General features: G+C 56.4%; 26 protein-coding genes and 3 tRNA genes. 9 read left to right on the forward strand and 20 right to left on the reverse strand.

Features of this window, described 5'->3' with window-relative positions:
* Positions 1-10: 10 nt before the first annotated feature.
* Positions 11-646 carry a MarC family protein gene (locus tag GG681_RS01270; protein WP_153544281.1) on the reverse strand — a complete coding sequence of 212 codons (636 nt, stop codon included), beginning with the start codon at positions 644-646 and terminating at the stop codon, positions 11-13.
* Positions 643-2,493: an ABC-F family ATP-binding cassette domain-containing protein gene (locus tag GG681_RS01275; protein WP_153544283.1), complete on the reverse strand. Its 1,851-nt coding sequence runs from the start codon at positions 2,491-2,493 to the stop codon at positions 643-645. The genes GG681_RS01270 and GG681_RS01275 overlap by 4 nt, the downstream gene beginning before the upstream one ends.
* Positions 2,494-2,684: 191 nt before the next feature.
* Here GG681_RS01275 and ndk point away from each other — a divergent pair, with 191 nt between their 5' ends.
* A complete protein-coding gene (gene ndk / locus GG681_RS01280) occupies positions 2,685-3,107 on the forward strand; it encodes a nucleoside-diphosphate kinase (RefSeq protein WP_153544285.1) in 423 nt (140 codons plus the stop codon).
* 63 nt (positions 3,108-3,170) lie between these two features.
* Here ndk and GG681_RS01285 read toward each other — a convergent pair whose 3' ends face one another.
* From GG681_RS01285 to GG681_RS01295, 3 genes are all read right to left on the reverse strand, one after another.
* Positions 3,171-4,343: a threonine/serine exporter family protein gene (locus GG681_RS01285; RefSeq protein WP_153544288.1), complete on the reverse strand. Its 1,173-nt coding sequence runs from the start codon at positions 4,341-4,343 to the stop codon at positions 3,171-3,173.
* 78 nt (positions 4,344-4,421) lie between these two features.
* Entirely contained in the window at positions 4,422-4,754 is a 333-nt protein-coding gene (locus GG681_RS01290) for a TfoX/Sxy family DNA transformation protein (RefSeq protein WP_153544290.1), read from the reverse strand.
* A 242-nt stretch (positions 4,755-4,996) separates the two neighbouring features.
* Complete coding sequence (locus GG681_RS01295) at positions 4,997-5,611, reverse strand: response regulator transcription factor (RefSeq protein WP_153545142.1); 615 nt, start codon at positions 5,609-5,611, stop codon at positions 4,997-4,999.
* Between the two features lie 311 nt (positions 5,612-5,922).
* On the opposite strand from GG681_RS01295, the gene GG681_RS01300 reads away from it, so the two are divergent.
* Complete coding sequence (locus GG681_RS01300; RefSeq protein WP_153544292.1) at positions 5,923-6,423, forward strand: molybdopterin-dependent oxidoreductase; 501 nt, start codon at positions 5,923-5,925, stop codon at positions 6,421-6,423.
* 123 nt (positions 6,424-6,546) lie between these two features.
* Positions 6,547-8,946, forward strand: a complete 2,400-nt coding sequence (locus tag GG681_RS01305) for a hybrid sensor histidine kinase/response regulator (protein WP_194287115.1) — start codon at positions 6,547-6,549, stop codon at positions 8,944-8,946.
* A gap of 25 nt (positions 8,947-8,971) precedes the next feature.
* Here GG681_RS01305 and mvaD read toward each other — a convergent pair whose 3' ends face one another.
* From mvaD to GG681_RS01350, 10 genes are all read right to left on the reverse strand, one after another.
* Complete coding sequence (gene mvaD / locus GG681_RS01310) at positions 8,972-9,958, reverse strand: diphosphomevalonate decarboxylase (RefSeq protein ID WP_153544296.1); 987 nt, start codon at positions 9,956-9,958, stop codon at positions 8,972-8,974.
* Complete coding sequence (locus tag GG681_RS01315) at positions 9,951-10,841, reverse strand: mevalonate kinase family protein (protein WP_194287116.1); 891 nt, start codon at positions 10,839-10,841, stop codon at positions 9,951-9,953. Before GG681_RS01315 ends, mvaD begins: the two co-directional genes overlap by 8 nt.
* Entirely contained in the window at positions 10,838-11,968 is a 1,131-nt protein-coding gene (locus tag GG681_RS01320) for a mevalonate kinase family protein (RefSeq protein WP_153544300.1), read from the reverse strand. The genes GG681_RS01315 and GG681_RS01320 overlap by 4 nt, the downstream gene beginning before the upstream one ends.
* Complete coding sequence (locus tag GG681_RS01325; protein ID WP_153544302.1) at positions 11,931-13,094, reverse strand: hydroxymethylglutaryl-CoA synthase; 1,164 nt, start codon at positions 13,092-13,094, stop codon at positions 11,931-11,933. Before GG681_RS01325 ends, GG681_RS01320 begins: the two co-directional genes overlap by 38 nt.
* Entirely contained in the window at positions 13,091-14,158 is a 1,068-nt protein-coding gene (gene fni, locus GG681_RS01330) for a type 2 isopentenyl-diphosphate Delta-isomerase (protein WP_153544304.1), read from the reverse strand. Before fni ends, GG681_RS01325 begins: the two co-directional genes overlap by 4 nt.
* Complete coding sequence (locus GG681_RS01335) at positions 14,155-15,192, reverse strand: hydroxymethylglutaryl-CoA reductase (protein WP_328593220.1); 1,038 nt, start codon at positions 15,190-15,192, stop codon at positions 14,155-14,157. The genes fni and GG681_RS01335 overlap by 4 nt, the downstream gene beginning before the upstream one ends.
* A 90-nt stretch (positions 15,193-15,282) precedes the next feature.
* Positions 15,283-15,492, reverse strand: coding sequence for a hypothetical protein (locus GG681_RS17650; protein WP_194287117.1), 210 nt, complete (start codon positions 15,490-15,492; stop codon positions 15,283-15,285).
* Between the two features lie 150 nt (positions 15,493-15,642).
* A tRNA-Asn gene (locus GG681_RS01340) sits at positions 15,643-15,717 on the reverse strand.
* 299 nt (positions 15,718-16,016) lie between these two features.
* Positions 16,017-16,091, reverse strand: a tRNA-Asn gene (locus GG681_RS01345).
* A 69-nt stretch (positions 16,092-16,160) separates the two neighbouring features.
* The gene (locus GG681_RS01350; RefSeq protein WP_153544309.1) at positions 16,161-17,072 is read right to left on the reverse strand and encodes an MBL fold metallo-hydrolase; all 912 of its coding nucleotides are present in this window, start codon (positions 17,070-17,072) and stop codon (positions 16,161-16,163) included.
* Between the two features lie 74 nt (positions 17,073-17,146).
* Here GG681_RS01350 and GG681_RS01355 point away from each other — a divergent pair, with 74 nt between their 5' ends.
* A complete protein-coding gene (locus GG681_RS01355) occupies positions 17,147-18,466 on the forward strand; it encodes an ATP-binding protein (protein ID WP_153544312.1) in 1,320 nt (439 codons plus the stop codon).
* Between the two features lie 89 nt (positions 18,467-18,555).
* On the opposite strand, the gene GG681_RS01360 is transcribed toward GG681_RS01355, so the two are convergent.
* From GG681_RS01360 to GG681_RS01370, 3 genes are all read right to left on the reverse strand, one after another.
* Positions 18,556-19,119, reverse strand: a complete 564-nt coding sequence (locus GG681_RS01360) for a VPLPA-CTERM sorting domain-containing protein (RefSeq protein WP_235899691.1) — start codon at positions 19,117-19,119, stop codon at positions 18,556-18,558.
* Between the two features lie 276 nt (positions 19,120-19,395).
* A tRNA-Ile gene (locus tag GG681_RS01365) sits at positions 19,396-19,471 on the reverse strand.
* A gap of 36 nt (positions 19,472-19,507) precedes the next feature.
* Positions 19,508-20,443, reverse strand: coding sequence for a LysR family transcriptional regulator (locus GG681_RS01370; RefSeq protein WP_153544314.1), 936 nt, complete (start codon positions 20,441-20,443; stop codon positions 19,508-19,510).
* A 121-nt stretch (positions 20,444-20,564) separates the two neighbouring features.
* On the opposite strand from GG681_RS01370, the gene GG681_RS01375 reads away from it, so the two are divergent.
* The 3 genes from GG681_RS01375 (at position 20,565) to purN (ending at position 23,296) form a co-directional block, all read left to right on the forward strand.
* Positions 20,565-21,533, forward strand: coding sequence for an MBL fold metallo-hydrolase (locus tag GG681_RS01375; RefSeq protein WP_153544316.1), 969 nt, complete (start codon positions 20,565-20,567; stop codon positions 21,531-21,533).
* 126 nt (positions 21,534-21,659) lie between these two features.
* Positions 21,660-22,706 carry a phosphoribosylformylglycinamidine cyclo-ligase gene (gene purM / locus GG681_RS01380; RefSeq protein ID WP_153544318.1) on the forward strand — a complete coding sequence of 349 codons (1,047 nt, stop codon included), beginning with the start codon at positions 21,660-21,662 and terminating at the stop codon, positions 22,704-22,706.
* Positions 22,703-23,296, forward strand: a complete 594-nt coding sequence (gene purN / locus GG681_RS01385; RefSeq protein ID WP_328593221.1) for a phosphoribosylglycinamide formyltransferase — start codon at positions 22,703-22,705, stop codon at positions 23,294-23,296. Before purM ends, purN begins: the two co-directional genes overlap by 4 nt.
* On the opposite strand, the gene GG681_RS01390 is transcribed toward purN, so the two are convergent.
* Positions 23,293-23,472 carry a hypothetical protein gene (locus GG681_RS01390; protein ID WP_153544320.1) on the reverse strand — a complete coding sequence of 60 codons (180 nt, stop codon included), beginning with the start codon at positions 23,470-23,472 and terminating at the stop codon, positions 23,293-23,295. The two genes, purN and GG681_RS01390, sit on opposite strands and share 4 nt — an antisense overlap.
* Before the next feature lie 232 nt (positions 23,473-23,704).
* On the opposite strand from GG681_RS01390, the gene rnd reads away from it, so the two are divergent.
* Positions 23,705-24,862 carry a ribonuclease D gene (gene rnd, locus GG681_RS01395; RefSeq protein WP_153544322.1) on the forward strand — a complete coding sequence of 386 codons (1,158 nt, stop codon included), beginning with the start codon at positions 23,705-23,707 and terminating at the stop codon, positions 24,860-24,862.
* A 75-nt stretch (positions 24,863-24,937) separates the two neighbouring features.
* Here rnd and GG681_RS01400 read toward each other — a convergent pair whose 3' ends face one another.
* On the reverse strand, positions 24,938-25,453 hold the full coding sequence (locus tag GG681_RS01400; RefSeq protein ID WP_153544325.1) for a hypothetical protein: 516 nt from the start codon (positions 25,451-25,453) through the stop codon (positions 24,938-24,940).
* Positions 25,454-25,591: 138 nt separating this feature from the next.
* Between GG681_RS01400 and GG681_RS01405 the strand changes: the two genes are divergently transcribed.
* Entirely contained in the window at positions 25,592-25,999 is a 408-nt protein-coding gene (locus GG681_RS01405) for a SufE family protein (RefSeq protein WP_153544327.1), read from the forward strand.
* The last annotated feature ends 41 nt before the right edge of the window (positions 26,000-26,040 follow it).

Genomic DNA, 26,040 nt, shown 5'->3' on the forward strand with positions numbered 1-26,040 from the left:
GAATGTGCGTTTACGAGGCCACAAAGCCAAAATCACGGATGCCATCCAATACAAATTGCACCGCAAGTGCAGCAAGCAGCATCCCCAACAGACGTGTCACCACGGTCACCCCGGTCTTGCCCAGAACACGGGCCAAAGCCCCGGCTGAAAAGAACAACACCAGTGCAATCAGCAGCACTAGGATCACAACGCCCATGACTGAGGCAAATCCCAAAACGCCGCTGTTTTCCCCCGACAGCAGGATCACCGTGGTGATCGATCCGGGCCCCGCCAGCAGTGGGATGGACAGCGGAAACACTGAAGGGTCGTCAAAATCCTCGGTCTCTTCATCGGCCTGGCTTTGATCTTCGCGCCGCTTGGTACGCCGTTCAAACAACATATCCAAAGCGGTCAGAAACAATAAGATCCCACCAGCAACGCGGAAGGCGGGCATGGAAATGCCGATGAACTCCAGCACCGCTTCGCCCATCACAGCAAAAAGCGCCAGAATGCCAGCGGCCACCAGCACCGCGCGCAAACCAATGCGACGTTGCTGTTGCGGTGACATTCCCTGCGTCAACGCGATGAAAATTGGTGCCAGGCCAATGGGATCAATAATGACGAAGAGGGTCACAAATGAGGTGATAAGAAAGGTCTGATCGATCATCCTGCCTCGGCTTTTTCCAACTTCTCCAGTGCTTCCATCCAGAGTGTCTCAGCCAGGGCCAGCGCGTCTACACATTCCGCGTGTTTTTTTTGCCAGACCTCGATGTCGCTTGGCGCGCCTTTTTCATAAAGCGCGGGATCGGCCAGTTTTTCATCCAGCTTGGCCTGCATTTCCGTCAGCTTTTCCACCCGCGCTTCGTTTTTGCGCACATCAGAGCGCAGCGCCAGAACCACATCGCGGCCGGTGCGTTTGGGTTTGGCAGGTTTTGGCGCTTCGGGTTTGGACGCAGCTTTGTTTTGGGTCAGCAGGAACTCTCGGTAGCTGTCCAGATCACCATCATAAGGTTTGACGGTGCCACCTGACACCAGCCACAGATGATCCGCCACCAAGGACAAAAGATGCATATCGTGGGTGACCAGGATGACCGCGCCGGAATAGGCGGTTAGTGCCTCCACCAGCGCTTCGCGGCTTTCGATGTCCAGGTGGTTGGTCGGCTCATCGAGGATCAGGATATGGGGTGCATCCAATGTTGCCAGCAAGAGCGACAGCCGCGCTTTTTGCCCGCCTGACAGACGCCCGACCTTAACCTCTGCCTGGTCTGCACCAAGGCCAAAACCGGCCAGTCGGGTGCGCCATTTCGCGGGCCCCTCGCTGGGGCGCAGGCGGCGCAGGTGTTCAACCGGGGTTTCATCCACATACAGCTCATCCACCTGATGCTGGGCAAAAAAGCCAACCCGCAGTTTGCTGGATTTTGTGATCTTCCCCGCCATCAAAGGCAGGCGATCGGCCAAGAGTTTCGAAAGCGTCGATTTACCCTGACCGTTTTTACCCAGCAACGCGATGCGATCATCCTGATCAATGCGCAGATTGAGCCGCTGCAGGATTTCGGTTTCGCCATAGCCCACAACACCGCCCTCGATATGGATGATCGGGGGTGACATCTCTTCGGGTTCGGGGAATGTGAACGCACGCAGCGCCGCTTCTTGCGGGGTAGTGATCGGCTTCATCTTGGCGATCATCTTGAGACGCGCTTGCGCCTGTTTTGCTTTGGTCGCCTTGGCGCGGAACCGGTCCACATAGCTTTGCAGATGCGCGCGCCGGGTTTCTTGTTTCTTTGCCTCAGACTGTGCCGCCGCAATCCGCGCTGCACGGGTTTCGGCAAAGGTGTCATATGGCCCCTGATAGAGGGTCAGTTTCTTGTCTTCGAGGTGTAAGATCCCGGTGACGGCGCGGTTCAACAGCCCGCGATCGTGGCTGACAATCAGCACCGTGTGCGGATATTTCGTCAGGTAGGTTTCAAGCCAGAGCGCACCTTCCAGATCCAGATAGTTGGTTGGTTCGTCCAAAAGCAGCAGATCAGGCTCGGCAAAGAGCACCGCCGCCAAAGCCACGCGCATACGCCAGCCGCCGGAAAAATCAGAGCAGGGGCGTTTTTGATCCGCATCATCAAAGCCAAGCCCCTTGAGAATAGATGAGGCGCGCCCTTCGGCAGACCACGCATCAATATCCGCAAGCCGCGTCTGGATTTCCGCAATCCGCGCGGGGTCATCGCTTTCTTCGGCCAAAAGGGCTGCGCGTTCGGTATCTGCCGCCAGCACCGTGTCAATCAATGACACTTCGTTTGAGGGCACTTCCTGCGCCACGCCGCCGATTTTTGCGCGGTTTGGCAGCTCAATCGCGCCGCCTTCCAGCGTCAACTCCCCCCGGATCAGGCGAAATAGGGTGGATTTGCCGGTGCCATTGCGCCCGACCACGCCGACCTTGTGTCCGGTGGGAATATTGGCCGAGGCCCCTTCAATCAGGGTGCGCCCGTCGATGGAATAGGTGATATCCTGGATCTTTAGCATAAAAGCGGTGTGGCGCAGGGGCGGGGATCTGTCAATTGACAGCGCGCATCTCTACGCGATTTCCCTTGCAGGTTTCTACGATCCAACATGTTGCACACACAATCCTCTTCCCATGAGCCAAAAGGCATGTTACCCGGCGCGCAAAGTTTTTCGTGCGGGATGGCCCCGTACACCAGTCAAGGAGAGCCACAATGGCACTGGAACGCACTTTTTCCATCATCAAGCCCGACGCAACCCGCCGCAACCTGACCGGCAAAATCAACGCCAAGTTCGAAGAAGCTGGCCTGCGCATCGTTGCACAAAAGCGCATCCACATGACCAAAGCACAAGCGGGCAAGTTCTACGAAGTGCACGCTGAGCGTCCGTTCTACGACGAACTGTGCGAATTCATGTCTTCTGAGCCGGTTATTGTACAGGTTCTCGAAGGTGAAGGCGCAATCGCGAAAAACCGCGAAGTTATGGGCGCGACCAACCCTGCCGAAGCAGACGCGGGCACCATCCGCGCTGAGTTCGCTGAATCCATCGGCGAAAACTCTGTTCACGGTTCCGACGCACCGGAAACCGCAGCGGTAGAGATCGCATACTTCTTTGCAGGTCTTGAGCTGGTTGGCTAAGCCACTGGTTTGATCAGTATTATTAAGGGCCGCTGCGGATCTGCGCAGCGGCCCTTTTTGTGCCTATGACACCAGGTTGCGGTTTTTCTGCGAATAAAGCGCCAGTGCGGTGACTTGCCCCGCGACAATTGAAGAAAACATCAAAAACGCCGAAAGCCCAACGCTGGCATCCGCCATCAGCGATTCCGCAAACAGCGACTGGGTTGCCCCCATCAAGACCCGGCTACCTGGCACCAGAATGATGATCCCCTGCACGATATAGATCGCACCGGTCAGCTTGAGCCGTTTTGCCAGCCAGGTGCCATAAAGCGTGATCACCATTGCCGTCAGCCAAGTGCCAACAATCCAGCCACCGCCAAAATCCAACAGGAGCGGCCCCCACATGCCAAGGATTGTGACCGGTAGCGCCAAGGCAATGTCTTGTAGGCGTGCATTGAAAATCACTCCGACAGAAAACGACAGCAGCGGCAGCGCCACAAAGGGCATCCAGAAATAGACTTCGCTCACATTGGGCGCAGAAATGCCTTGCCCCCAAAACACATCCCCTAGGCTAAGCCCAATATAGATGCCAATGAAAAGCTTCATCAGTACAAACAATGAATGCGCGAGCAATCCAGTGCCCGAGACAAGATCGTTAAACGCAAGACATTCCAACGCATTGGCAATCGAAAGCCCGGGCACAAACAGGATGATAGCCGCGATAGAGAGCCCCCAGACCGGCACCGCAAACCCGATGCTGCTGATGTATGAGACGGCAATCCCGGTCACCAGTGCGCTCAGAAATTCGGTCAGGATGGCGCGGTCTTTGCGACAGATCTGCTGACAGACCCAGACCAGAAATCCAAGCACAGCCGCCAGCGCCACACTGTGCAGGCTTGCACCGATCAGGGTCAGAAATGAGGGCGGCACCGCAATATTGGCCAGAAATATCAGCCAACCGGGGTAGGAGCCAGGGTCTTTCAGTGGCGTTCGTGCCGGATCGTTGATGTGTAAAATCGTATGCGCCAGCAGGCTAAGGTCGATCTGGGCCGGTTCCAGACGGCTCAGCACCGTTTGGTTGTTTTCGTCGGGAAAATGGTAGTTGATCGCATTTGGCGTCGCCTGCACCACGGTTGTGATCCCGTGGGTCGCGCCGTAGTGCTGCACGTATTTTTCGATCTTATAGGGCGCGCAACCGCCGCGGTGCAGGGTCTGTCCCAATCTTACGATGTTCTGGATCAAAACGGCGGGTGCCATAACGGAAAGCTCCTGTCGCATATGCGCTTTAGGCTGCGCTCTACGCGCAAGCGCGGGCAGGGTGCAAGTGCAGAAACATCAGCTTTTGCGTTCAATCACGCCGATCGTGTCGAGCATGCGTTCAAACTCCGAGAGGTTCTTGTCAAAGGCTTGCGCCTTGATGGTATCAAAACGCTGTCTGAGCGCCTGTTTCTCTTCGCCTTTGCAGTCGTTCCAGGGCCGACCCTGCAAGGCCATGACCAGAACGTAGTAGCCAATGAAATGTGGTTTTGTACCTGCGCGCAAGAGCTTTGCATAAGCCTCATCTGCCCCAAGCGCACGCAGCTCTTCTGCAGAGGTAATTCCTGCGTTTGAACATGAACGTTCAAACGCGTCACCAAGATATTTGATTGAAGAAATCGGACTGGACATAAGGGGAACATAGGCTGTGCTCCGCGCAATGTCACCACTCTAATGTGTCACACATACCATCTGGCGTGTTGCGCCTCGTGCGATGGTGGCAGATGTCGATGAGAGGACGCATCAGCTGGCACCGCAGATACCGCCGCGTGGTTCGTACGCCCGCTTGAGGACAGCGTTTCAAATGCCAAAGTTTTCAGGCTGCGACCCGGCTGAGATTGTAGGCTTCCAGAGGGCCGTTGGACCGGGGCCTCTCAGAAAAGCCCGGCCTCCTTAGCGATCAACGCAGCCTGTGTGCGGTTTTTCGCATCAAGCTTGCGGCACAGGGTGCGCACGTGCAGTTTGATGGTGACCTCTTGCAGATCCAGCTCCCGGGCAATTTCTTTGTTCGACAGTCCGCGGCTTAGCCCGCCCAGCACTTCCAGCTCCCTTGGGCTCAACTTTTGCGCCAAAGGATGGGTCTGGCTTGAGGCTTGCTCGCGCATCAGTTCTACCGGGATGTAGATTTCACCTGCGCTCATGAAACGCACCGCGTTCAGCAGTGATTTTGCGCCCATGGTTTTGGGAATAAACCCGATTGCACCCGCGTCCAGCGCATCCTGAGCGGTGCGCGCGGGGGCGCTGCCGGAAAGGATGCCAACACCTTTGCCGCCATTGGCGTTCAGCGCGCGTGACAACCCATCAAGCCCCATCATCCCCGGCATATTATAGTCGAGCAGCACCAGATCAAATGGGCCGCTGTCTTCCAGCTCGTTCAATGCGCTGGGCAGATCAATTGCAGTTGTCACCTCTGCGCCACCCTCTGACATCAAATAGGCAGAGATGGTTTCGCGAACCATATCGTGATCGTCTGCAATCAATATACGCATAACGGGGTCTGCCTTTCCGATTGTTCCAGTTTCGAACTGTAAAACGGAATTGGTTTCAAATTCCTCTACGTTTTGCGAACTCAGCATCATGTTACCGCGCATTGTTGCCTCCTTAAATGGGTTCCCTCAATGCACTTAATAGTAGTGAAGTATAAATTTTACGGAGAAACAACTGTGGGTATTTCTCTTATTCAGAATGTAGAAAGTAATATACCAAAGAATAGTCAAATATCCCTAGGGGCAAATGCGAGCTGGTGCAGTTTATGCCATAGTTCGCTTAACACGCGTATGAGTGCACAAGGAGCTATTTGATGACCGCAATTTTCAACACATCCGCTGTAATGGGCGTTTTGCTTCTGGCGGGGGTATCTGCCGCCACCGCAGCGGATGACACCATCCTGACCGTGGACATCACCGATGAAGCGGGGGCGGTTGTCGGCAGCCACAGTTTTTCCTTGGCCGAGCTGCGGGAGATGCAAACCGCCACATTTGGCACCGAAACCATCTGGACTGAAGGAATGCAAACTTTCACCGGGGTGCCGCTTTCGAGCCTTGTCGCTCAGTTTGCGGTGACGGGCCCAGTGATCGAGGCTGTTGCGATCAACGCCTATTCGGTTCAGATCCCCACCTCTGATGCCGTTGCTGATGGCCCGATGATTGCGTTTGAACGCAATGGCGCGGCCATGTCAGTACGCAATAAAGGGCCGCTCTGGGTGGTATATCCTTATGATAGTAATCCCGACTATCAAACCGAAGTGGTCTATTCCCGTAGCATTTGGCAGCTGGAGAAGCTGATCGTCTCTGCGGAGTAATAAATGACGCAGGGCAAACAAAATCAACGGCGGCTCAGGCGGTTTCGGCGCATAATCGCGATTTTCGGAACCGTCATTTTATTGCTTCTTTTTGGGGAGTCGATCTGGCTTGGCAGTAAAATTTTGCAGCGGTTGGAAGAGCTTTCCATTGCCCAGACTGATAATTTTCAGTGGAACATCACCCAGATAGAGGTCGAGCACCTTAAGGTGGAAAAAGAAGCTCTTAGGGTGGAAAGTTCTAATGATCTGAATGAAATGCGGCGCGCGTTTGATGTGTTTTACAGCCGTATTGTGACTGTGCGCGAAAGCTCGGTCTTTGCGCCATTGCGACAGAATGAAAACGCCTTTGAAGTTCTGCTGCGCATTCAGGCGCGCTTGGATGAGATGGCCGTTTATGTGGATGCCTCCGATGTGGAGTTGATGGGCAATCTCGACAGTTTTCGCGCGCTGCTGGCGGACAATCGAACCGACACCCGCGCGCTGGCACTCACTGCGATTGACACCAATGCGGCGCAAAATGCAGCCAAGCGACATGATCTGCACCGGTTACTGTCCCAAATGGCGGCGGTTGTCTTTGTTTTGGTGACTGCATTGGGCATGACCGCGCTGTTGCTGTCGGTGTTGTACCGGCGAGGGCGGCAGCTTGCGCATATCAACGAATCCACTGCCGCACGGATGCGCGCAATGGTAACCTCTTCACTGGATGCGATTTTGGTGATGGACAGCTCTGGCCATATCGTTGAATACAACGGCGCAGCTGAATCCGTTTTTGGTTATTCCCGCGACGAAGCGATGGGCGTGGACATGGCGCAGCTGATTGTCCCGACCCATCATCGCAAGGCCCATAAAGCCGGGCTTGAGCGGTTTCTCAGCACCGGTATCGCCAAGGCGTCATCCAATGGCCGTATCGAACTTGAGGGGCTGCGAAAAACGGGCGAAGTTTTCCCAGTTGAGCTCTCCATTACCCCGACCTATGCCGATGATGAGACTGTTTTTGTAAGTTTCTTGCGTGATATTTCGGATCGTTATGCGGTCGAAGCAGAGCTGCGCGCTGCGCGTGATGATGCATTGGCCGGAGAGCGTGCCAAGGCCAATCTGCTCACCGTCATGAGCCATGAAATGCGCACCCCCCTTACCGGGGTCTTGGGGGCGATTGATATCATGGAGGCGGAAGAGCCGACCCGGCAACAGCAGAAGTACCTGCGCGCCATGCGGGTTTCGGGCGAATTGCTGCTTCAGCATGTCAATGATGTGCTAGAGCTCTCACGCCTTGAATCTGATGCAAGTCCGGAAGAAACGTCGACCTTTGATCTTGTTGATCTGGTTGATGGTTTGGTCACCAGCCAACAGGCCGCCGCCAGCGCCAATGGAAATGAGCTGACGGTCCATTGCAATCTTGGCCTTGTACCCACGGTTGAAGGGCGTTCACGCGCGATCCAGCAGGCCTTGCTGAACCTTGTGGGCAATGCCATCAAATTCACCCGTAACGGTGCAATTATGGTGGATGTGGTCCGTATCGATGGTGGCGATATCGTAGAGTTTCAGGTTGCAGATACCGGAAAAGGCATCGCGCCTGCGCATCTTGATCGTATCTTTGAAGACTTTGTCACCCTTGATACCAGCTACGGCCGGATGAGCGAAGGCACCGGGCTGGGGCTTGCGATTACCCGGCGGATGGTTGCCGGCATGGGGGGCGAAATCAGCTGTGACAGCGAGCTGGGCGAAGGCAGCAGTTTTGTCTTCCGCATTCCGCTGCCAATGGCGGAAATATCGCAATCCGCGCGCAATGCACCGCAGGCGCAGGTGCAGGGGCCAGTGCGTCTGATGGTGGTGGAAGACAACGATGTAAATCGTGAATTGCTCAAACGGATGCTGGAAATGATGGGCCACCAGGTGGTTGCCGCATCGGGCGGTGGCGAAGCGATTAATTTTGCCTCCGAGAATGAGTTTGACCTGATCCTGATGGACATCAGCATGCCCGATATCGACGGCATCGAGGCGATCCAGCGCATCCGCATGCGTGGGCTGGCGGCAGGAACCGATATTGTGGCACTCACCGCGCATGCTGCTGCCGATGATCATCGTCGCATTCTGGAAGCAGGTTTTGCCGAGATCCTGACCAAACCGGTGGACAAACCCAAGCTGCAAGAAGTGATCAGCCGCCGCGCCAAAGTCTCCAACTCACTTGAGGAAGAGGAGGGTGACAGTTCAGATCTGGCGCAATTCTTTGAATTGCTTGGCAATGAGAAAGCGCAAGAGTTTCTGATGCGTTTCCTTGATGAGATTGCAGATTTTGCCGGTGAAATTGGTGGGGGCGTTGAAATCGGTAGTGATCTGCGCGCAGAGGCACACCGCCTTGCGGGATCAGCAGCTGTTCTTGGCATGCCGGGACTGCGCGTGTGCTTGCAGCAGATTGAGATGGACAATGCGCCGCGCCCCGAGGCCTGTGATGATTTTGGCCGCGTCTGGCAAGAGACGGAGACCGTCTTGGCCCACGACCTTGGCCAGATCGCAGCGGAGTAGTCGCTTTTAGATTAAGTGCATGCGCCTATTGGCCAGCAAAGGGATCAATCACGGTTGCATCTGGGAAGACGGAAGTGATGTCGTCTGTGCTGTCTTGCAAAAAGATCAGCTTTACATTGGCGCCTGCGTCCATGGTTGCATAGGCTTCAAGCCCGTTGCTGCGTGCCTGCCACAGTTGTTCCAGCACCTGCCAGCTTTGGGCTGTGAGGTAGCTGAGCGCCGGGCGCGCGGCTTGCATGGTGGCATGCATCGCCAGCGCGTTTGCTTCAACTGTTTCACCCAAGATTTTGAAATCACGCTCTGAAATAGCATCTTCGACTATGCGGCAGTCTCGCTCTGCTTGTGCGGGCCACGCGGCAAACAGGGGGCTGGTTTTGGTCGTGTGGTTCATACCATCGCGCGACGAATGGGATTTAGGTGCTGTGTCCACTTTGACAATCGCGATACGAAAATCATCCCAGCGGTAGGGGAGCAGCTCGGCAAAACTATCGCCGCCATCTTCGGCTGTGCCCATATTCCAGCGTACAAACCCGTGCCAAAGCGACCGGCTTGCACTGCCGCTGCCAATGCGGGCAATCAGGCTCATCTCGGGCTCGGAAAGCTCCATGTCAAAACTGCCACAAAGCGCACGGGTGAGGGCGGCAAATCCAGACGCGGATGAGGCCAACCCAGCGGCAGTGGGAATGGTGTTGCGGGTGTCAATTCTAAGCGGGCAGTTGTTGCGAAACAGATCGGCAAAAGCCAGCGCCTTACGGGCAAATGCGGTGTCTGCTGCCAGGGATTCACCGTTCAGCGTCACATGATCCAGCCCATCCTCAGAGGGCGCAACAGTGGTATGTGATCCCCATTCGCCCAGCGAGATCGACAGCGAACTGTTCAGCGGCAGATTGCGCGCCTTGTCGCGTTTGCCCCAGTATTTGGACAGCGCAATATTGCTTGGTGCGTAGGCACTAAAACTTTGTGGTTCACGTTTGGGCGTTTGTGAAATCAGGCTGCGGGCTGCGTCATCCATCGATAATCAATCCTTGTTCTGCCACGCGTGCGGCGGTGAACCCTTGGGGCAGCGTGCCCAGCGACAGCACACAATCACCAAGACCGGAGCCAGAGATTTTGGTCGCCTGCGCTGTTGTGCGCGCGTCAGCTATGATCTGATCCAATACATCATCACTGACACCCAGGGTTTCCATGAACCCCTGATAGCGGGTGAGCTCTGCACCAAAGCGCTGCCAGTCCTGTGTTAGGGCTGCGTCAATTGCGTGTTGCGCGCTTTCGCCCATGTCTTGGTAAAGCGTCGCGATCTCGTCCTCTCGACCTTTGGAGTCTTCGGCGACTCTTTGCAGTACCACCGCTGTGGGGGTCTTATAGCCGCAGTATTTCAATCCCAGCTGAGGAGGCAGGGGAAGGGGGCTGATTTCGCCCGTGTTATCATAAGAAATCATGCCACCGGTGAGGCTGGCGGCAAGATCAGCACCGCTGCCACGGCCCTGAATATCCAAGATAATCTTATGGGCGCGGGCATGTAGATCCTCAAGCGCCGCGCCAGCATAACGCGCAATTGCACCAAGGCAGGCAATGGTCACCGCCGCTGATGATCCAAGCCCCAAAGTGGGGTTGATCTCTGATCTGATGTCGAGCGCAAACCCTGAAGGCAATTGCGCGCGATGCTGAAGCACTGCGGCCAGCACAAACCGGTAAGGGCCTTCAATGGCGATATCCGCAAGCGCGATCTCAAGCGGGTCAGCAATTTCTGAGCGGATCACCACGCGTTGATCGTCACGCGGTGTCAGGGTTACAAACACGCGTTGCTCTATGGCGGCAACAATGGCCTTGTGACCATAGACAACCGCATGTTCGCCGGTGATCATGATGGACCCGGGGGCGCTTGCTTTGATCATTGCTGCTCTCCTGATGGGGCGGCACCAGCTGCGGCACCTTTGGCTGCCATGCGCAGTTTGGCCCATTTCAGTGCAGGATAGCGCGCCATAAAGGTCTCCATTCCATCATCCATATGTACAAGGATCACGCCGCCGTGAGGGCCTTTCACAGAGCCTGCGCCGCATATCTTGGCGGCGCCTCCTGCGGCCTCGGCGGCACGAATGAATTCCTGCGCGGGCTCAGGCACCACGCCGATCCGTTCTAGCAGGCGTTGATTTTCCGTGATCGCAGTCTTGGGGCAGCTGCCCCGTACCAGCGCATCAAGAAGCCCGTGGGTACAGGCCGCAAAAGCATCCCACAGGGCGGTGTCCGCGCCGTGGTGGGTGCGCACCTTACTGACACATTCACCGGTTGAGCTTTCTGGGCGTCCATGCAGCACCCAATACCAGCCTTCACCGCGCAAAAGACCATGGTCGATTGGCAGAGCTGGGATTTCAATGCCCACATCACCCGCGCGCACCAAACCACCGCGCACCACAGCTGCGGCATCGATGGGGCCAGCGCGCCCGTGTTTCAGTCGTTCGCAAAACCGCACCCGGTCATAGCGTTCCTCAAGGGTTTTGTGCCGCCCCAGCAGGTTTTCAAACAATACCGTGGTTGCAGCCACAACTGCCGCCGAAGAGCCCATGCCTGCGCCAATCGGCAGGTCTGAGCGGCTCCCGAGTTCACCGGGGGCCAGAAACTGGTTCATCGCGCCGATGCCTGCGATCTTGGTGCCGGTCCCATCGGCGCTGTCTTGCAACAGCGAGGCCAGCGTGTAGACCGCCAGATCATCGGGCCGGGTCAGGATTTTATGCACGTCAAGTTCGCCGCGTTTGAACTGATCAAAGCGACGATCGAGGGATTGTTTGAACTGCGACAGCAGCTTGAACGGGTAGACCGCCCCGCTTGAAAGGTTTTCAAACGCGGTTTTCACCCCTTCGCCGGGATGCAGCGGTTTAAACCAGACCTCGGTGTATTGTGCGATGGCCATTGCCAAAGCAGGTGCGCCATAGAGCACCGAATGCTCACCTGAAATGATGAGCTTTCCGGGGGCATGGGCGCGCGCGTCAGGCGTTGCGGTCGGTGTAGATGCGTTTGTGGTCATCAATGCTGGCCAGTCGATAGCGCCCTGCTGCCTCATCGGGCATCACGGTGTTTTCCCCATCCGCGCCAGAGCGAGCCTGCCACAGCTTGATATAGTCTTCATAGCTCACCGGGCTGCGTTCAGCGAGGATTTCGCGGTGACGCGCGTCAAACAGGTGGTCGCGGTAGCCTTCTTGGACGGTTGCGTCAAAGAATTCACCATTGGCGCCTGAACCATAGCTAAAGAGACCAAAAGACTGGCCGGTAAGATCTTCGTCGCTATTGTCCAGTGCGGACAGGATCGCCAGATAAACCGATGCGGTGTAGCTGTTGCCGATCTGGCGGTTGTAGATCATGCCGGGCAGGGCCTGATCCATATCCACGCTGGTTTTGACCTCTTTTGCCAGATGGCGATGCGCTTTTTCACCCATGCGCGAAAACGGCAGGTGATAGCAAAAGCGTGAAAATTGATCGTAAGACTTGCCGCCATTGGCCTGATAGTCGCGCCAGGCTTCGACCAATGCGTTCAGATAGCGCAGCGCGGAATATTTCCCATCCACCAGCGGGGTGCGACGGTGGTTTGGACGCCAAAAATCCATGATGTCTTCGGTAAAAAGCCCAGAAACCGTGCCAATTTCCAAAAGCGTTGGATTGGCGGTTACCAGCATGGCAACAGCGCCCGCGCCCTGGGTGGCCTCGCCCGAGCTGTCCAGATCATAACGCGCCACGTCTGATGCGATCACCAGCACCTTGCGATCAGGCTTGCGCGCCACATGGGCACAGGCCATCTGCAAGGCGACCGTTGCGGAATAACAAGCCTGTTTCAGCTCAACGTTACGCATATTGGCGGGCAGCCCCAAAAGCCCATGCAGGTAGATCCCAGCAGATTTCGACTGGTCCACACCGGTTTCGGTGGCAAACAACAACGTGTCGATACCATCCGTGCCATAGCGATCAATAATCGGTTTGGCAGCTTCGGCCGCCATGGTGACAATGTCTTCGTCATGGCCGGGCAGGGCGATTTTTTCCTGGCCGATCCCTTTTGAGAATTTGGCCGGGTCAATCCCGTGATGCTCGGCAAGTTCTGCCAGTTCGATGTAGCGATGAGGCGTATAAAAGCTCATCGCGCTCAATCCAGTCGAGATCATAAAAATCTAGCCTTTGGTCGGATCAGAGATGTGTTTCGCTTCAGCTTAGATAGGGTGGGACAACCCAGCAAAAACATCGCGGTCTGAAATTCTCTGCGCATTTTTGTGATTTGTTTGACCACACGCGCGCTTGAATCCTGTGCCGCGCTGAGGAACGGAGCGGCCACGCCGCATAAATCTGCGCCAAGTATCATGGATTTAGCCATATCAATACCGTTCCTGATGCCGCCACTGGCGACAAGTGTCGTCGGAGTGGCCTTTTGAACCAAAATTGCGTCGACCTCAAGCAGGCTTTCCACCGTCGTCAGACCCCAATCCTGAAACACCAGCCCCAGATCGTCTTCATCTTCGTCGCGACGATGATATTCGATCCGGCTCCAAGAGGTGCCACCACGCCCGGCCACGTCAAAATGACGAATACCCGCAGCATAGGCCAATTCAATATCTGGCGCTGACAGGCCAGATCCCACTTCCTTTATCAATACAGGCACCGGCATATGCGGCACAAGATCACCAATCGCCGCAGCCAGATTGGAAAAATCACGATCCCCTTCGGGCTGCACCGCTTCTTGCAGCGGGTTGATATGGAGATAGATGCCATCCGCATCGAGCACCTCAACCGCTTTTAGAAAGTGGTCACGGTTCATCCCGGCATTCAGCTGCACCGCGCCAATGTTGCCAATCAACGGCGCAGTGGGGGCGATGTCGCGCAGCTCAAAGCTTTGGCGCGCGTCGTCATTGGTGAACATCACCCGTTGTGACCCCACGGCCATAGCAACGCCGGTCTGTTCCGCAGCTTCGGCCAGATTGCGGTTGATGCGGCGGATTTCCGGATCAGCGCCACCGGTCATCGACGAAATCAGCAGCGGAAAGCTCAAATCCTTGCCCAGAAAGGTGGTGCGGGTGTCGATTGCATCCAGGTCCAGCTCTGGCAGGGCACGGTGGGTCAGCGAGATCTGGTCAAAGCCGCTGTGTTTGCGCTCCACATCCGGGTCATCCAGCACCGCGCGCAAATGATCCATTTTGCGCCCGGCAACGCTGCGATCCGGACCGCCGCTGCTCATCGTTCCATATCCATATGGGTGCGAACAAGTTCACCGGGGTTGGTTTGCGCAGCCATCAGTGACAATTCACCACACAGCACAACACCGGCGCAGATGCCTGCAAGACGGCGCGCGTTTTCACCTGGCGCGCGCTCTTCTTTGCAGCCCATTTCACGCAGGCAGTCTTCGACCATATCATTGCCTTTGCCCGCACCCACGGACCCCATGATCAGGTTCGGCAATGTGCAGGAGAAATAGAGCCCGCCATCACCAGTGGCTTCGCAGTGCACCATGCCCTGGCTGCCCTCGATGATATTGGCCGCGTCCTGACCGGTGGCGAGGAAAAACGCCAGCAGCATATTGGCAAAATGCGCGTTTGCGCTGCGCAGTGAGCCTGCGATATTGCCGCCGATAAAGTTCTTTTCGAGGTTCAGCGCCACCATCTTTTCAGGGGTGGTGCGCAGCATGCGGCGCAGGATTTTGGCTGGAATTTCCACCTCGGCAACAACATATTTGCCGCGCCCCAAAAGGCCGTTCACCGCAGAGGTTTTCTTGTCGGTGCAGAAATTACCTGAGATCGACGAATATCCCAGCTCGGGCTGGTCCAGAAGGATCCAGTTCAACACGGCTTCGGCGGCTTTGGTCACCATATTGTGACCAGAGGCATCGCCGGTTGCGCATTCAATGCGCACATAAAGCAGGTTGCCAACAATCTGACGGTTCAGTTTCAGCAGGCGGGCAAACCGGCTGGTGCTTGCGACCACTTCGGCCACGGTGTCAAATTGCGCTTCAATGCGCTGCCAGGCCCGATGTGCGGCGGCTGCATTGCGGGCTTTGACCACAACAGAGCGGCTCATGCGTTCATCGATCAAGGTGATCTCGATGCCGCCGGAATGGCGCGACACGCCTGCACCACGGGCTGTGGAGGGCCAGAGCGGGGATTCGTAGGTGGCCAGCGGAGCCATTACCTCTCCCTCAACCACATCACCTTTGAAAAGAATGGGGCCAACCCATTGGGATGGCACCGGCGTTATAAAAGTAGACTTGGCGCGCACTTGGCTCCCCTTAGTATTGTCCAACCAAAAATCAGGCTGGCCCGCCGCGCAGGGCGCCGGGCTGAAGTCGCTTATGCACGACTATCTCGCTTAATAATAGTGGCCCTGACGATAGTCCCAGCGAATAAAGCCATCGCTCCTCAGCGACATAATGCCATCGCTGTTCAGACTTTTGTTGATCGGGCATCGAGCCGAGCTCACATCGCGCTTGCTGTTTTGCGGCGGGGCTAGATTGCCTTCAGTGTTGCCGGGTGCATCGATGCCTGCTGTCCTGGCTTTGGCGATTTGCAGAGAAGACAAACACCACGGCCATCCATCATCAGCATATTGCGGCCATCATTGGTGGTTTTTGCAAATGGTGCAGGGAAGGGGCAGAAACGCGGATTGTTGCAGAGTAAAACTGCGTCGCAGTTCAGCTGTGAAATATTCACATTTGCCTGGGTGGGAAAATGGCTCCGACGGTAGGGATCGAACCTACGACCAATTGATTAACAGTCAACTGCTCTACCGCTGAGCTACGTCGGAACGGTCTGTGCCGTATAGGATTATCCGCCGTGGGCGTCCAGAGGAAAAACGCACCTTTTGCAATTTTTTTCGCCAAGGCTTTGAGGGGGATAGGTCGACGGTCTTTGATGGGCGTCGAATGTTGTTTTTTGACTGAGCGATCAAATATTTCGCAGACGAAATGTTGCGGGGAATCTCTGATGCTTTCAGCACCGCTGACCTGTAGGGTTCGGGATGTATTTAGCGGGCATGAATGGCTGACGAGCGGCTGTACGCGCAGCATGGGCACTGCGGTAATGCCAATTTCCAATTTGGGGAAATGGCTCCGACGGTAGGGATCGAACCTACGACCAATTGATTAACAGTCAACTGCTCTACCGCTGAGCTACGTCGGAACGGTCTGTGCCGTATAGCGGTGCTGCGTGGGGGCGTCCAGAGGGTTTTGCGAAAAAAAATGAAAAAAATCACTCTAGGTCAAAAAGGGCGGAAATTCCCAATGGTCCCGCACAGCACACGCGGTTTCGTTGAAGCAAATCAACAAGGTGGGCAAAAACGTTGCGCTCGGCCACTGGCAGCAGCTGGTCTGGAATGTCGTGATAGATTGCCCGTGTCAGCGCCTGAGCTGTGGCCGGTGATTTATCAAGTTCCGCAAGGATTTCCGCTTCGCGACCAAGCCTGTGATCGATCAACCATTTGAGTCTGGCAGCGGGCTCTGTCACCGGGGCGCCGTGGCCTGGATAAAACACGGTCCAGCGCCCTCGAGCCAGGCGACGACAGGAGGCCATGAAATCGCTCAGATCACCATCGGGGGGCGAAACAATAGAGCTGGCCCAGCCCATCACCAGATCACCACTAAAGCATATATCGCCCATTTGCAGACAGATGTGATTGCCCAGATGCCCTGGCGTATGCAGCACCTTTAGCTGCCAACCGTCCGCTTGCAGGGTTTCGCCATCTTGCAAGCAGTGATCCGGCTGGAAATCTGCGTCGATGCCCTCACCGCCACCTGCAAGCCCGCTTTTGGCAAGGTGCTCCATCACTGTGCTGCGCCCGGCGGTGGCATCCCCAAAGGCATAGATTGGCGCGCCGCATTGCTTGCTCAAGCGGGCCGCAAGCGGGGAGTGATCCACATGAGCGTGGGTGACAATGATATGGGTGATCTTTTGCCCCGGCCTCACCGCAGCCAGAATCGCATCAAGGTGGCCGTCATGATCTGGGCCGGGATCGATGACGGCGAGTTCGGTTTGGCCGACGATATATGTATTGGTGCCATGAAATGTCATCGGTGAGGCATTGGGGCACAGCACAAGCCGCACATCTGGGTTCAGGGTCAGCGGCGTTGCTGGATCAGGCGGGTAGGGGAATTTGTCTGCCATACTGTCCAAATGCTCCAATCTCATTATAGTGGCGCGAGCCAGCACCATCTGGCCAATATCTACAGAGGTCTTTGATGAAACGCGAGCGGCTCAATCACTATCTTCCGCGAGGTCTTTATGCCCGTGCGGCGCTTATTCTGGTGCTGCCCGTGGTGTTGTTGCAGTTGGTGGTTTCGGTCTCATTTATGCGTCGCGACCTAGAGGATGTGACCGCGCAAATGAGCCGCACCATGCTGCGTGAGATCATTTTGCTGCAGGAGATTATGGCCCCACATGCCACAGCCGATGCGGCGATGCAGGCGATGGCCCCCACATTAACGCCGTTGCGAATTGAAGCGATGTTTTTGCCCAGGGATGCAGCGCCTGAGCGCGATATTCTGGACTGGACCGAGTATTCCGGCAGGGTGGTGCGCAATACGCTGCGCAAACACAGCGATGACATTCTGGCGGTGCAGCTGCCCGACAGCAAAACCGCCTCCCTTGTGATTGCGAGCAAATTCGGCCCGCTCAAGCTGAGTTTTGATCAGCGCCGGGTGACAGCTGCCGCGCCGCATCAGTTGATCCTGACTTTGGTTGTGTTCAGCTTCCTGATGACGGTGGTGTCCTTTGTTTATATGCGAAACCAGCTGCGCCCGATCAAAAAGCTGGCGCAGGCCGCGCAGGCCTTTGGCCGTGGGCGCAGCGTTGCCTATGCGCCGCGCGGCGCGACAGAGGTGCGCGCGGCGGGCAAGGCGTTTCTGGATATGCGCGCCCGTATTGAACGCCAGATCGAACAACGCACCCTGATCCTCTCCGGGGTCAGCCATGATCTGCGCACACCGCTGACCCGGCTCAGATTGGGGCTTGCGATGATGGATGAAGATGAGGTGGAGCCGATGCTGCGCGATGTGGATGAAATGCAGGCGCTGCTTGATGCGTTTTTGGATTTCTCCCGCGGGGTGTCCACCAGCGCACCCGAAGAGGTGGATCCGATCGAACTTGCCACCACCATCGTTGGCGACTGGCAGCGTCAGGGCAAGGATGTGATGCTGGGTGATCTGGTTGGCGCGGGCACGGTTACCTTGAAATCCGGTGGCATGCGGCGCGCGGTCGAAAACCTTATTTCCAATGCGGTGCGCTATGGCACACGGGCGCGGGTGTCGGTGTCTTTGACGGAAAATGCCCTGCGCATTCGCGTCGAAGACGACGGCCCCGGTATTCCGCTTGAACAGCGCAACGAGGCGGTTCGCCCATTCACCCGGCTTGATCCTTCGCGCAATCAGAACAAGGGCACTGGCGTTGGGCTTGGCTTGGCGATTGTTGTGGATGTGGCCCGTGCCCATGGCGGTGTGTTGCGTCTGGGGGTGAGCGACAATCTGGGTGGGCTGCAGGCCGATCTGGTCATCGGACGCTGAAGATCTGTGATGCACTAAAAAAACGCCCACCATTTGGTGGGCGTTGTCACGTTTGAGGATCCGCGTTTGTCAGGAGTAGTGTCTGGCGATCAGGCCGTCTTGCGCCGGCGCATCAGCACCAGACCACCGAGCCCACCCATCAGCAACAATCCAGCTGCGGGCAAGGGTACAGGTGCAGGCGCGCTGTCAACTTGTGCGCTGCCACCATTTGCCAGGGGAGAGCCGCCATTTGCGGGGCCACCTTCGTTCGCGGCAAAGCGGGTGCCGCTGGTGCCGATACCGGTATTGATACCTTGTCCCGGCAGGCTCAGGCCAAGGCCCGACAGGGTGGGGTTGGCGCTGGTCGCATCCGCGATGCCAACTGCAAAATCGTTACCGGTTGTTGAAAGGTTCGGCAGCGCGCCGCCAATCTCAAGGAAGTCGGTGTTCTCATCGTAAGAATACAAAACGCCGCCATCCACCGGGAAGTTGGTGCTGTTGACAGTGAGGCCAACGGTTGAATTGGTTACGGTTCCCAGCGGGAAATAGATGGTAAAACTGCCGTTGAATTCGTCAGGGCCAACGGTTTTTGAAAAATTATAGGTAAAGGTCGCAGCGCTTACCGAAAGGGCCAGCGTTACGATGGCTGCAATAGCCATAAAAACGGTTTTCAAAGCGATATTCCTCGTAGAACACTTAAGTATTTACGAAGGTTTTAGCATGAATATCTTAAAGTTTGAAAGGAACAGACTGTGTCGCATATCGCGACAGTAGATGGTGATTTGTATATTTTGCAAAGACTTAGGGTTAGGTTGTTGATGCGAAAGTGCGGCGTTGGTATTCACGATTAATGAAACATATGCGTTATATTCGCGTGTTGCGCGATTTTAACGAAGATTTCACATTGCGTGATTCTGTGTGCGCGCAAGGATACAAATAGAGGGATGCGGTGGTAGGCCCGGCAGGATTCGAACCTGCAACCAAAGCGTTATGAGCGCTCTGCTCTAACCGTTGAGCTACAGGCCCGCCGTGACTTGTGGTTAGGCAAAACCACCGGAGAGGTCAAGCGGTGATGAGCTCGAGCGGCTTGCTGGTGGTGGTTGTATTGGGGTGCTGGGCTTTGACGAGATCAAGAAAGCCGCTGATGATGGCTTCTTGGCACCGATCCAAGCCGTTGCGCGAGGGGTAAACCGCATAGACCTGTTTGGGCGCGGGGGTATAGTTGGGCAACAATTCCACCAACGCGCCACTGCGGATTTCCTCTTCGGCGATCATGCGCACCACGCGGGCAAACCCCATTCCTCCTGTCAGCGCCTGAAGCATCAGTTGGGGATCACTGGCCGTGAACCCGACGCGCACCTCTGCATCTACACCCAGACGATTGCGGGTCAGGCGCAGCATGTTGTTTGCGGCCTCTTCATTATAGCGAATAAAGCTGAGACGCTTTAGATCATCCGGGTGCTGCGGCAATCCGTGGGTTTTGACATACTCGGGTGAGGCCAGCAGCACGGTTTCAAATTCGGCGATCTTGCGGCCGAATCCTTCGTTGTTGCCGATGGTGCCTGCGCGAATGGCAAGATCATAGTTTTCACGCACCACATCCACGATGCGATCATCGGTGTTCATTACAATATCAAGATCGGGATATTTCTGCCGCAGCTGCAGCAGCAGTGGCCCCATGAAGGTGCGGCCAAAGACCGTGCCCACGCTGATACGATAGGTGCCTGACAGGCGATCGGATTGTGAATCCAGATCCTTTTCCAGCGCGGCATAGCCCGCCAGCAAGCCACGCGCATGTTGCGCTGCTGTTGCACCGGCACGGGTGGCGCGCACGCCGGATGCGGTGCGCAGCAAAAGCTGCTGGCCCAGAAGCTGTTCCAACTGCTGGATCTGTTGGCTTACGGCGGATTGGGTCATGCCCTGGCGTTTGGCGGCGCGACTGAGGCTGCCTGCATCCAGTGCGGTGATCAAAGTGTTCAGCAGTCCAAGGCGGTCCATCGCAATACCTATAAGCAGTTCTAATAGGGGGCATCAGACATATGGGGCTGGTTGAGGAAATTACCAGCGCTTACCTTGCGATTGCAGCGGTTTTCATCCGCAAAGTGCATTGGAGAGAGAGATGGCAATTAATCGCAGACAGATTCTGGGCGCAACTTTGGCCGCGCCTATGGTGGCGGGTGCAGGGCTGACCCGTGTGGCCCACGCAGGCGACGAACCCGTTAAGGCAGGCGCTTTCCACCGTTTCACCATTGGGGATGCAAAGGTTACTGCATTGCTTGATGGCCATATTCCGATTTCGTCACAAATCATCACACCGTTTGATCAGGCCAAAGCAGATGCCGCGCTTGAAGGTAGCCTGCACCGGTTTGGTGAGCAGGGCATGCCGATCCCGGTCAACGGTTATCTGATCGAAAAGGGTGGCAAATACACTTTGGTCGACACCGGCACCGCTGATCTGTTTGGCCCGATCCTGGGCAAACTGGTGGCCTCGCTCAAGGCGGCAGGTGTCACCCCTGAACAGATCTCAACCATTGTCATCACCCATATGCACCCGGATCACACCGGTGGTCTGGTTGATGGTGCGGGCAATGTTGTGTTCCCAAATGCGGAACTGGTGATTGCCGAGGCTGAGCATAAGTTCTGGTATGATGATGCGATCATGGCGTCCGTGCCCGAAGAAAACAAAGGTTTCTTCCAGATGGCGCGCAACACCACTGCGCCTTATGCGGATCGCCTGAAACTGTTTAACGGCGAAACAGAGGTTGCACCTGGGGTTACTTCTGTACCGCTGCCGGGTCACACACCGGGTCACGCGGGCTATCTGCTCGATGGTGGCACCGAGTCGCTGCTTTTGTGGGGTGATGTGATTCACCTGACCGCGCTGCAGTTCAAGCTGCCTGAATGGACCGTGGCCTTTGATACCGATCCAGCCGCAGTTGTGGAAACCCGCAAAAAGATGCTGGACCGCGCTGCCGCTGATGGGATGCTGGTGACTGGTTCACACCTGGAATTCCCGGGCTTTGGCCGCGTTGTACGCCAAGGTGAGGCCTATGATTTTGTCGCAGCGCCCTGGCAGTATCCAGCCTGATCGACATTATATAACAACTGCTGTGCCCGCTTTGGCGGGCGCAGTCGTATCAACAGCACAATCGCGTGTTTCCTTTGGCAGCGGCTTGCGGTAAAGGCAGCGCATCCATTGCAAAGGAGCCAAAAGATGACCACCGGTAAGAACGGTCTCACATACGCAGACGCAGGTGTTGATATTGATGCGGGCAACGATCTGGTTGATCGGATCAAGCCAGCTGCAAAACGGACCAATCGCTCTGGCGTGATGAGCGGTCTGGGTGGTTTTGGCGCCCTGTTTGACCTAAAAGACGCAGGCTACACCGATCCGATCCTGGTGGGTGCAACCGATGGTGTTGGCACCAAGCTGCGCATCGCGATCGACACAGGCGTGGTTGATGGCGTGGGCATCGATCTTGTTGCCATGTGTGTGAACGATCTGGTGTGCCAAGGGGCAGAGCCGCTGTTCTTCCTTGACTATTTTGCCACCGGTAAGCTGGAAACAGAAACCGCTGCGCGCATCATCGAAGGCATTGCCGAAGGCTGTGTGCGTTCGAACTGTGCGCTGATTGGGGGTGAGACCGCAGAAATGCCGGGCATGTATCCTGAAGGCGATTTTGATCTCGCAGGATTCTCGGTTGGCGCGATGGAGCGTGGCACTGCATTGCCTGCGGGCGTTGAAGCGGGTGACGTGCTGCTGGCGCTGGCCTCAGATGGGGTGCATTCCAACGGCTATTCCCTGGTACGTAAACTTGTCGAAGTGTCCGGCCTGACATGGGATGATGCCTGCCCGTTTGGTGAAGGCACCGTGGGTGAGGTTCTGCTGACACCGACACGTTTGTACGTCAAACAATGCCTCGCAGCGGTTCGTGCTGGCGGCGTTCACGCGCTGGCGCATATCACCGGTGGTGGTCTGACAGAAAACCTGCCGCGTGTTCTGCCCGAAAATCTGGGTGCAGATATTGATCTGAACACGTGGGAGCTGCCCGCCGTGTTCAAATGGATGGCTGAGGCTGGTGGTATTGTCGAGGCGGAAATGCTCAAGACGTTCAACTGTGGTCAGGGCATGATCTTGTCAGTTGCGGCCGATCGTGCGGACGCATTGGTTGAAGTGCTGGAAGGTGAAGGCGAAACCGTCACCCGCATCGGCACCGTCACCGAAGGCGCAGGCATCCGCTACACAGGCAGCCTGCTGTGAGCAAGAAAGTAGCCATTTTGGTTTCAGGCGGCGGCTCCAATATGGTGTCGCTGGCTGAAAGCATGGTGGGAGACCACCCGGCGCGCCCCTGTCTTGTGCTGGCCAATAGCGCGGATGCTGGCGGGTTGGCGAAGGCCGCTGCCATGGGCATCAATACCGCCTATGTGGATCACCGTCCGTTCAAAGGTGATCGCGCAGCCTTTGAAGCAGAGCTGGTGAAGCCAATTCTCGAGTCTGGCGCAGATATTGTTTGTCTTGCGGGCTTTATGCGGGTGCTAACGGCGGATTTTGTCAGCCAGTTTGAAGGGCGGATGCTGAACATCCACCCCTCTTTGTTGCCAAAATACAAAGGACTCCACACCCATGCGCGCGCACTGGAAGCAGGCGACGCAGAACATGGCTGTACCGTACATGAGGTGACACCACGCCTTGATGATGGCCCGATCCTTGGGCAGGCGCGGGTGCCGGTTCAGGCAGGCGATACGCCAGATGATCTGGCAGCACGAGTGCTGGTTCAGGAACACAAGCTCTATCCGGCAGTGCTGCGTCGCTTTGCTGCGGGGGATAAAACCCCGGTGATGCTGCCCTAACGGGGCGCAATGACGCGGGCAGAGTTTCCGTGCCAGTCTAGCTCTGCGTCGGGAATGTCTGGCGCGCTGAGCGCTGCACCTCCCAGAAACAACATGACAACAATCCCTGCCACGGTTGAGGCGGGGATCATCAGCTCGCCAAGGGGGGCGCTAAGCTGTTGGTCGATATATGCCATCTGATCTCTCCTTCTCGGTCTGTGAAAGAAAGATAGGTGCAGTCATTTCATTATGAAAATGAATGATTGATTGTATCGTGATCATTATTCGTGATATATCGGCCTATTCTTGTGACCTGTTTGCGATGGCATGACGCAAAGCTGGGCTTCAGCGCGCAGGTGTTTGCAAATAGTCACAATCGCGCGTATCACCATGCAGATAACCAAAGAGTAACAAGAAAAGCCGCGATTTATGAGAACTCTGACAACGACCGAAGAACTGGAGCAGTTCTGCCTACAAGCTGCAGCTCATCCCTATGTCACCGTCGATACAGAGTTCCTGCGTGAGCGAACCTATTATTCCAAACTTTGCCTGATTCAGCTGGCCTTTGATGGGGATGGCGAAACCGACGCTGTTCTGGTCGATCCCTTGGCCAGCGGTCTGTCGCTTGAGCCGCTGTATGATCTTTTCCGCAATGAAGCGGTGGTGAAGGTCTTTCACGCCGCGCGTCAGGATCTGGAGATTTTCTGGGTCGATGCCAAAGTGTTTCCAAAGCCTTTGTTTGACACGCAGGTGGCGGCGATGGTTTGTGGTTTTGGCGAGCAGGTGGGCTATGAGACCCTTGTGCGCAAGATTGCCAAGCAAAGCCTTGATAAAAGCTCCCGCTTTACCGATTGGTCCCGCCGTCCTTTGAGCGGCGCGCAGCAAAGCTATGCGATTGCGGATGTGACCCATCTGCGGGTGATTTATGAATTCCTCAGCAGCGAGCTGGCGAAAAACGGTCGCGCCCATTGGCTTGCGGAAGAACTGGAAGTGCTGACCACACCGGCAACCTATGAAATCCGGCCACAGGATGCCTGGAAGCGGGTGAAAACACGTACGAATTCCGCGCGTTTCCTTGCCATTGTACGCGAGCTTGCGGCGTTTCGCGAAACCCATGCGCAAACCAATAATGTGCCGCGCAACCGCGTATTCAAAGATGATGCGCTGGTGGAGCTGGCTTCAACCAAGCCCAAGGATACTGGCGATCTCGGCGGCTCACGGCTCTTGCTGCGCGAGGCGCGTAAAGGTGCAATCGCCGAGGGGATCCTGGGCGCAGTGCAAAAAGGGCTGAACTGCCCGGCCGACAAGATGCCCCAACCGGATCGCAGCCGTGACAAGCTGCAGGTGAACCCGGCGCTGGCGGATCTGTTGCGGGTGCTGCTGAAAGCCAAGACCGAGACCTCGGGCGTGGCGGCCAAACTCATCGCACCAAGCGCGGATCTGGATGCCATTGCAGCCGGTCAGCGCGACGTCGCAGCATTGAGCGGCTGGCGCAAGGAAGTCTTTGGCGAAGACGCGCTGCGGCTGTGTGAGGGCGAAATCGCGCTGCGTGCCAAAGGGCAGAATGTGGAAGTAGTCGAGCTGTAAAAGCGGCCCAAGCACACAGTCACAAACACATAAGGCCGCAAGATGCGGCCTTTTTTATTGCGATATGATGCGATCTCAGCGGCGGCGGGTTTCGCGGGCTGTGTCTGCGCCGATAACGCGGATCAGACCGATGCCGTTCAGCTCCTGACGGGACAGGCTGTAGGCGGCGCGCACCGTGCGGCTGAACTCGCTGCCGCGTTGGGTTGCCTGTTCGGGGTAGGCCACGCGGAACTCAAGCTCAAGTACGCTCTCATCACCGCCTTCACGACGACGCAGGTGAACATCATAGGCCCCCTGGCGCGTTGGCAGGCCCGCAGCGTAGATGATCGCGCCGGTTGAGGTCTGTTCCACCCGGAGATCGGTGACATCGCGCAACAGGATGGTTGTATCCTCTTTGGATTTATCCTTGTTGAACTTAACCTTGTCTTCCTCTTCGGGGATCAGAGGGTTCACATTTTCTGCTGGCGCTCTCACGGCCACTTCGCGGGAGCTGCCGAACCAGTTGCGCGGGTTGATGCGGCTGTCGCGCAGGGTGCCACAGCTCGACAGAATGAGGGTTCCGGTCAAAAGAAGCGCAATAGGTTTATGCATGAGAGCCGCCCGATCAATGTTATCGCCAAATGACTACCCCATTGAGGACGTGTTGAAAAGCGGTTGAAATGCACCTGTCTGCGCCTTAGGTGCTGATCTGATCCAAATCGACCCATCTGAGCAGCAATAGGACAGACCATGGCCAGCGCAGCCTTTGAAGAAATTGTTGAAGATTTTGAATTCCTCGAAGACTGGGAGGATCGCTATCGCCATGTGATCGATCTGGGCAAGGCGATGGATCCGCTGGAAGATGCGTTGAAAGTGCCCGCGACCAAAGTGGACGGTTGCGCCAGCCAGGTGTGGCTGCACCCCAAGGTCGACGGCGGCGTTTTGCAGTTTGACGGTGACAGCGATGCGATGATCGTGCGCGGTCTGATCGCGGTTTTGCGTAAGTTGTATAACGGTCTGGCGCTGAGCGATGTTCTGGCAGTGGACGCCAAGGCAGAACTGGGGCGGCTGGGTCTGAACGACCACCTGTCAGCGCAGCGTTCAAACGGGCTGCGCGCCATGATCGAACGGGTGCGTGAGATCGCCGCCAAAGGGTAAAAGGGGGCCAGCCCCCTCAGGGGCCGTTGGCCCCTTCACCC

The organism is Tritonibacter aquimaris (genome assembly GCF_009617595.1).
GTDB classification, from domain to species: Bacteria; Pseudomonadota; Alphaproteobacteria; order Rhodobacterales; family Rhodobacteraceae; genus Epibacterium; species Epibacterium aquimaris.

Bases quoted from the DNA above. Each gene is read 5' to 3' on its own strand.
- GG681_RS01270 (WP_153544281.1), bottom strand. From the start codon at position 646: ATGATCGATCAGACCTTTCTTATCACCTCATTTGTGACCCTCTTCGTC.
- GG681_RS01275 (WP_153544283.1), bottom strand. From the start codon at position 2,493: ATGCTAAAGATCCAGGATATCACCTATTCCATCGACGGGCGCACCCTG.
- ndk (WP_153544285.1), top strand. From the start codon at position 2,685: ATGGCACTGGAACGCACTTTTTCCATCATCAAGCCCGACGCAACCCGC.
- GG681_RS01285 (WP_153544288.1), bottom strand. From the start codon at position 4,343: ATGGCACCCGCCGTTTTGATCCAGAACATCGTAAGATTGGGACAGACC.
- GG681_RS01290 (WP_153544290.1), bottom strand. From the start codon at position 4,754: ATGTCCAGTCCGATTTCTTCAATCAAATATCTTGGTGACGCGTTTGAA.
- GG681_RS01295 (WP_153545142.1), bottom strand. From the start codon at position 5,611: ATGCGTATATTGATTGCAGACGATCACGATATGGTTCGCGAAACCATC.
- GG681_RS01300 (WP_153544292.1), top strand. From the start codon at position 5,923: ATGACCGCAATTTTCAACACATCCGCTGTAATGGGCGTTTTGCTTCTG.
- mvaD (WP_153544296.1), bottom strand. From the start codon at position 9,958: ATGGATGACGCAGCCCGCAGCCTGATTTCACAAACGCCCAAACGTGAA.
- GG681_RS01315 (WP_194287116.1), bottom strand. From the start codon at position 10,841: ATGATCAAAGCAAGCGCCCCCGGGTCCATCATGATCACCGGCGAACAT.
- GG681_RS01320 (WP_153544300.1), bottom strand. From the start codon at position 11,968: ATGACCACAAACGCATCTACACCGACCGCAACGCCTGACGCGCGCGCC.
- GG681_RS01325 (WP_153544302.1), bottom strand. From the start codon at position 13,094: ATGATCTCGACTGGATTGAGCGCGATGAGCTTTTATACGCCTCATCGC.
- fni (WP_153544304.1), bottom strand. From the start codon at position 14,158: ATGAGCAGCGGCGGTCCGGATCGCAGCGTTGCCGGGCGCAAAATGGAT.
- GG681_RS01350 (WP_153544309.1), bottom strand. From the start codon at position 17,072: ATGGCAGACAAATTCCCCTACCCGCCTGATCCAGCAACGCCGCTGACC.
- GG681_RS01355 (WP_153544312.1), top strand. From the start codon at position 17,147: ATGAAACGCGAGCGGCTCAATCACTATCTTCCGCGAGGTCTTTATGCC.
- GG681_RS01370 (WP_153544314.1), bottom strand. From the start codon at position 20,443: ATGGACCGCCTTGGACTGCTGAACACTTTGATCACCGCACTGGATGCA.
- GG681_RS01375 (WP_153544316.1), top strand. From the start codon at position 20,565: ATGGCAATTAATCGCAGACAGATTCTGGGCGCAACTTTGGCCGCGCCT.
- purM (WP_153544318.1), top strand. From the start codon at position 21,660: ATGACCACCGGTAAGAACGGTCTCACATACGCAGACGCAGGTGTTGAT.
- GG681_RS01390 (WP_153544320.1), bottom strand. From the start codon at position 23,472: ATGGCATATATCGACCAACAGCTTAGCGCCCCCCTTGGCGAGCTGATG.
- rnd (WP_153544322.1), top strand. From the start codon at position 23,705: ATGAGAACTCTGACAACGACCGAAGAACTGGAGCAGTTCTGCCTACAA.
- GG681_RS01400 (WP_153544325.1), bottom strand. From the start codon at position 25,453: ATGCATAAACCTATTGCGCTTCTTTTGACCGGAACCCTCATTCTGTCG.
- GG681_RS01405 (WP_153544327.1), top strand. From the start codon at position 25,592: ATGGCCAGCGCAGCCTTTGAAGAAATTGTTGAAGATTTTGAATTCCTC.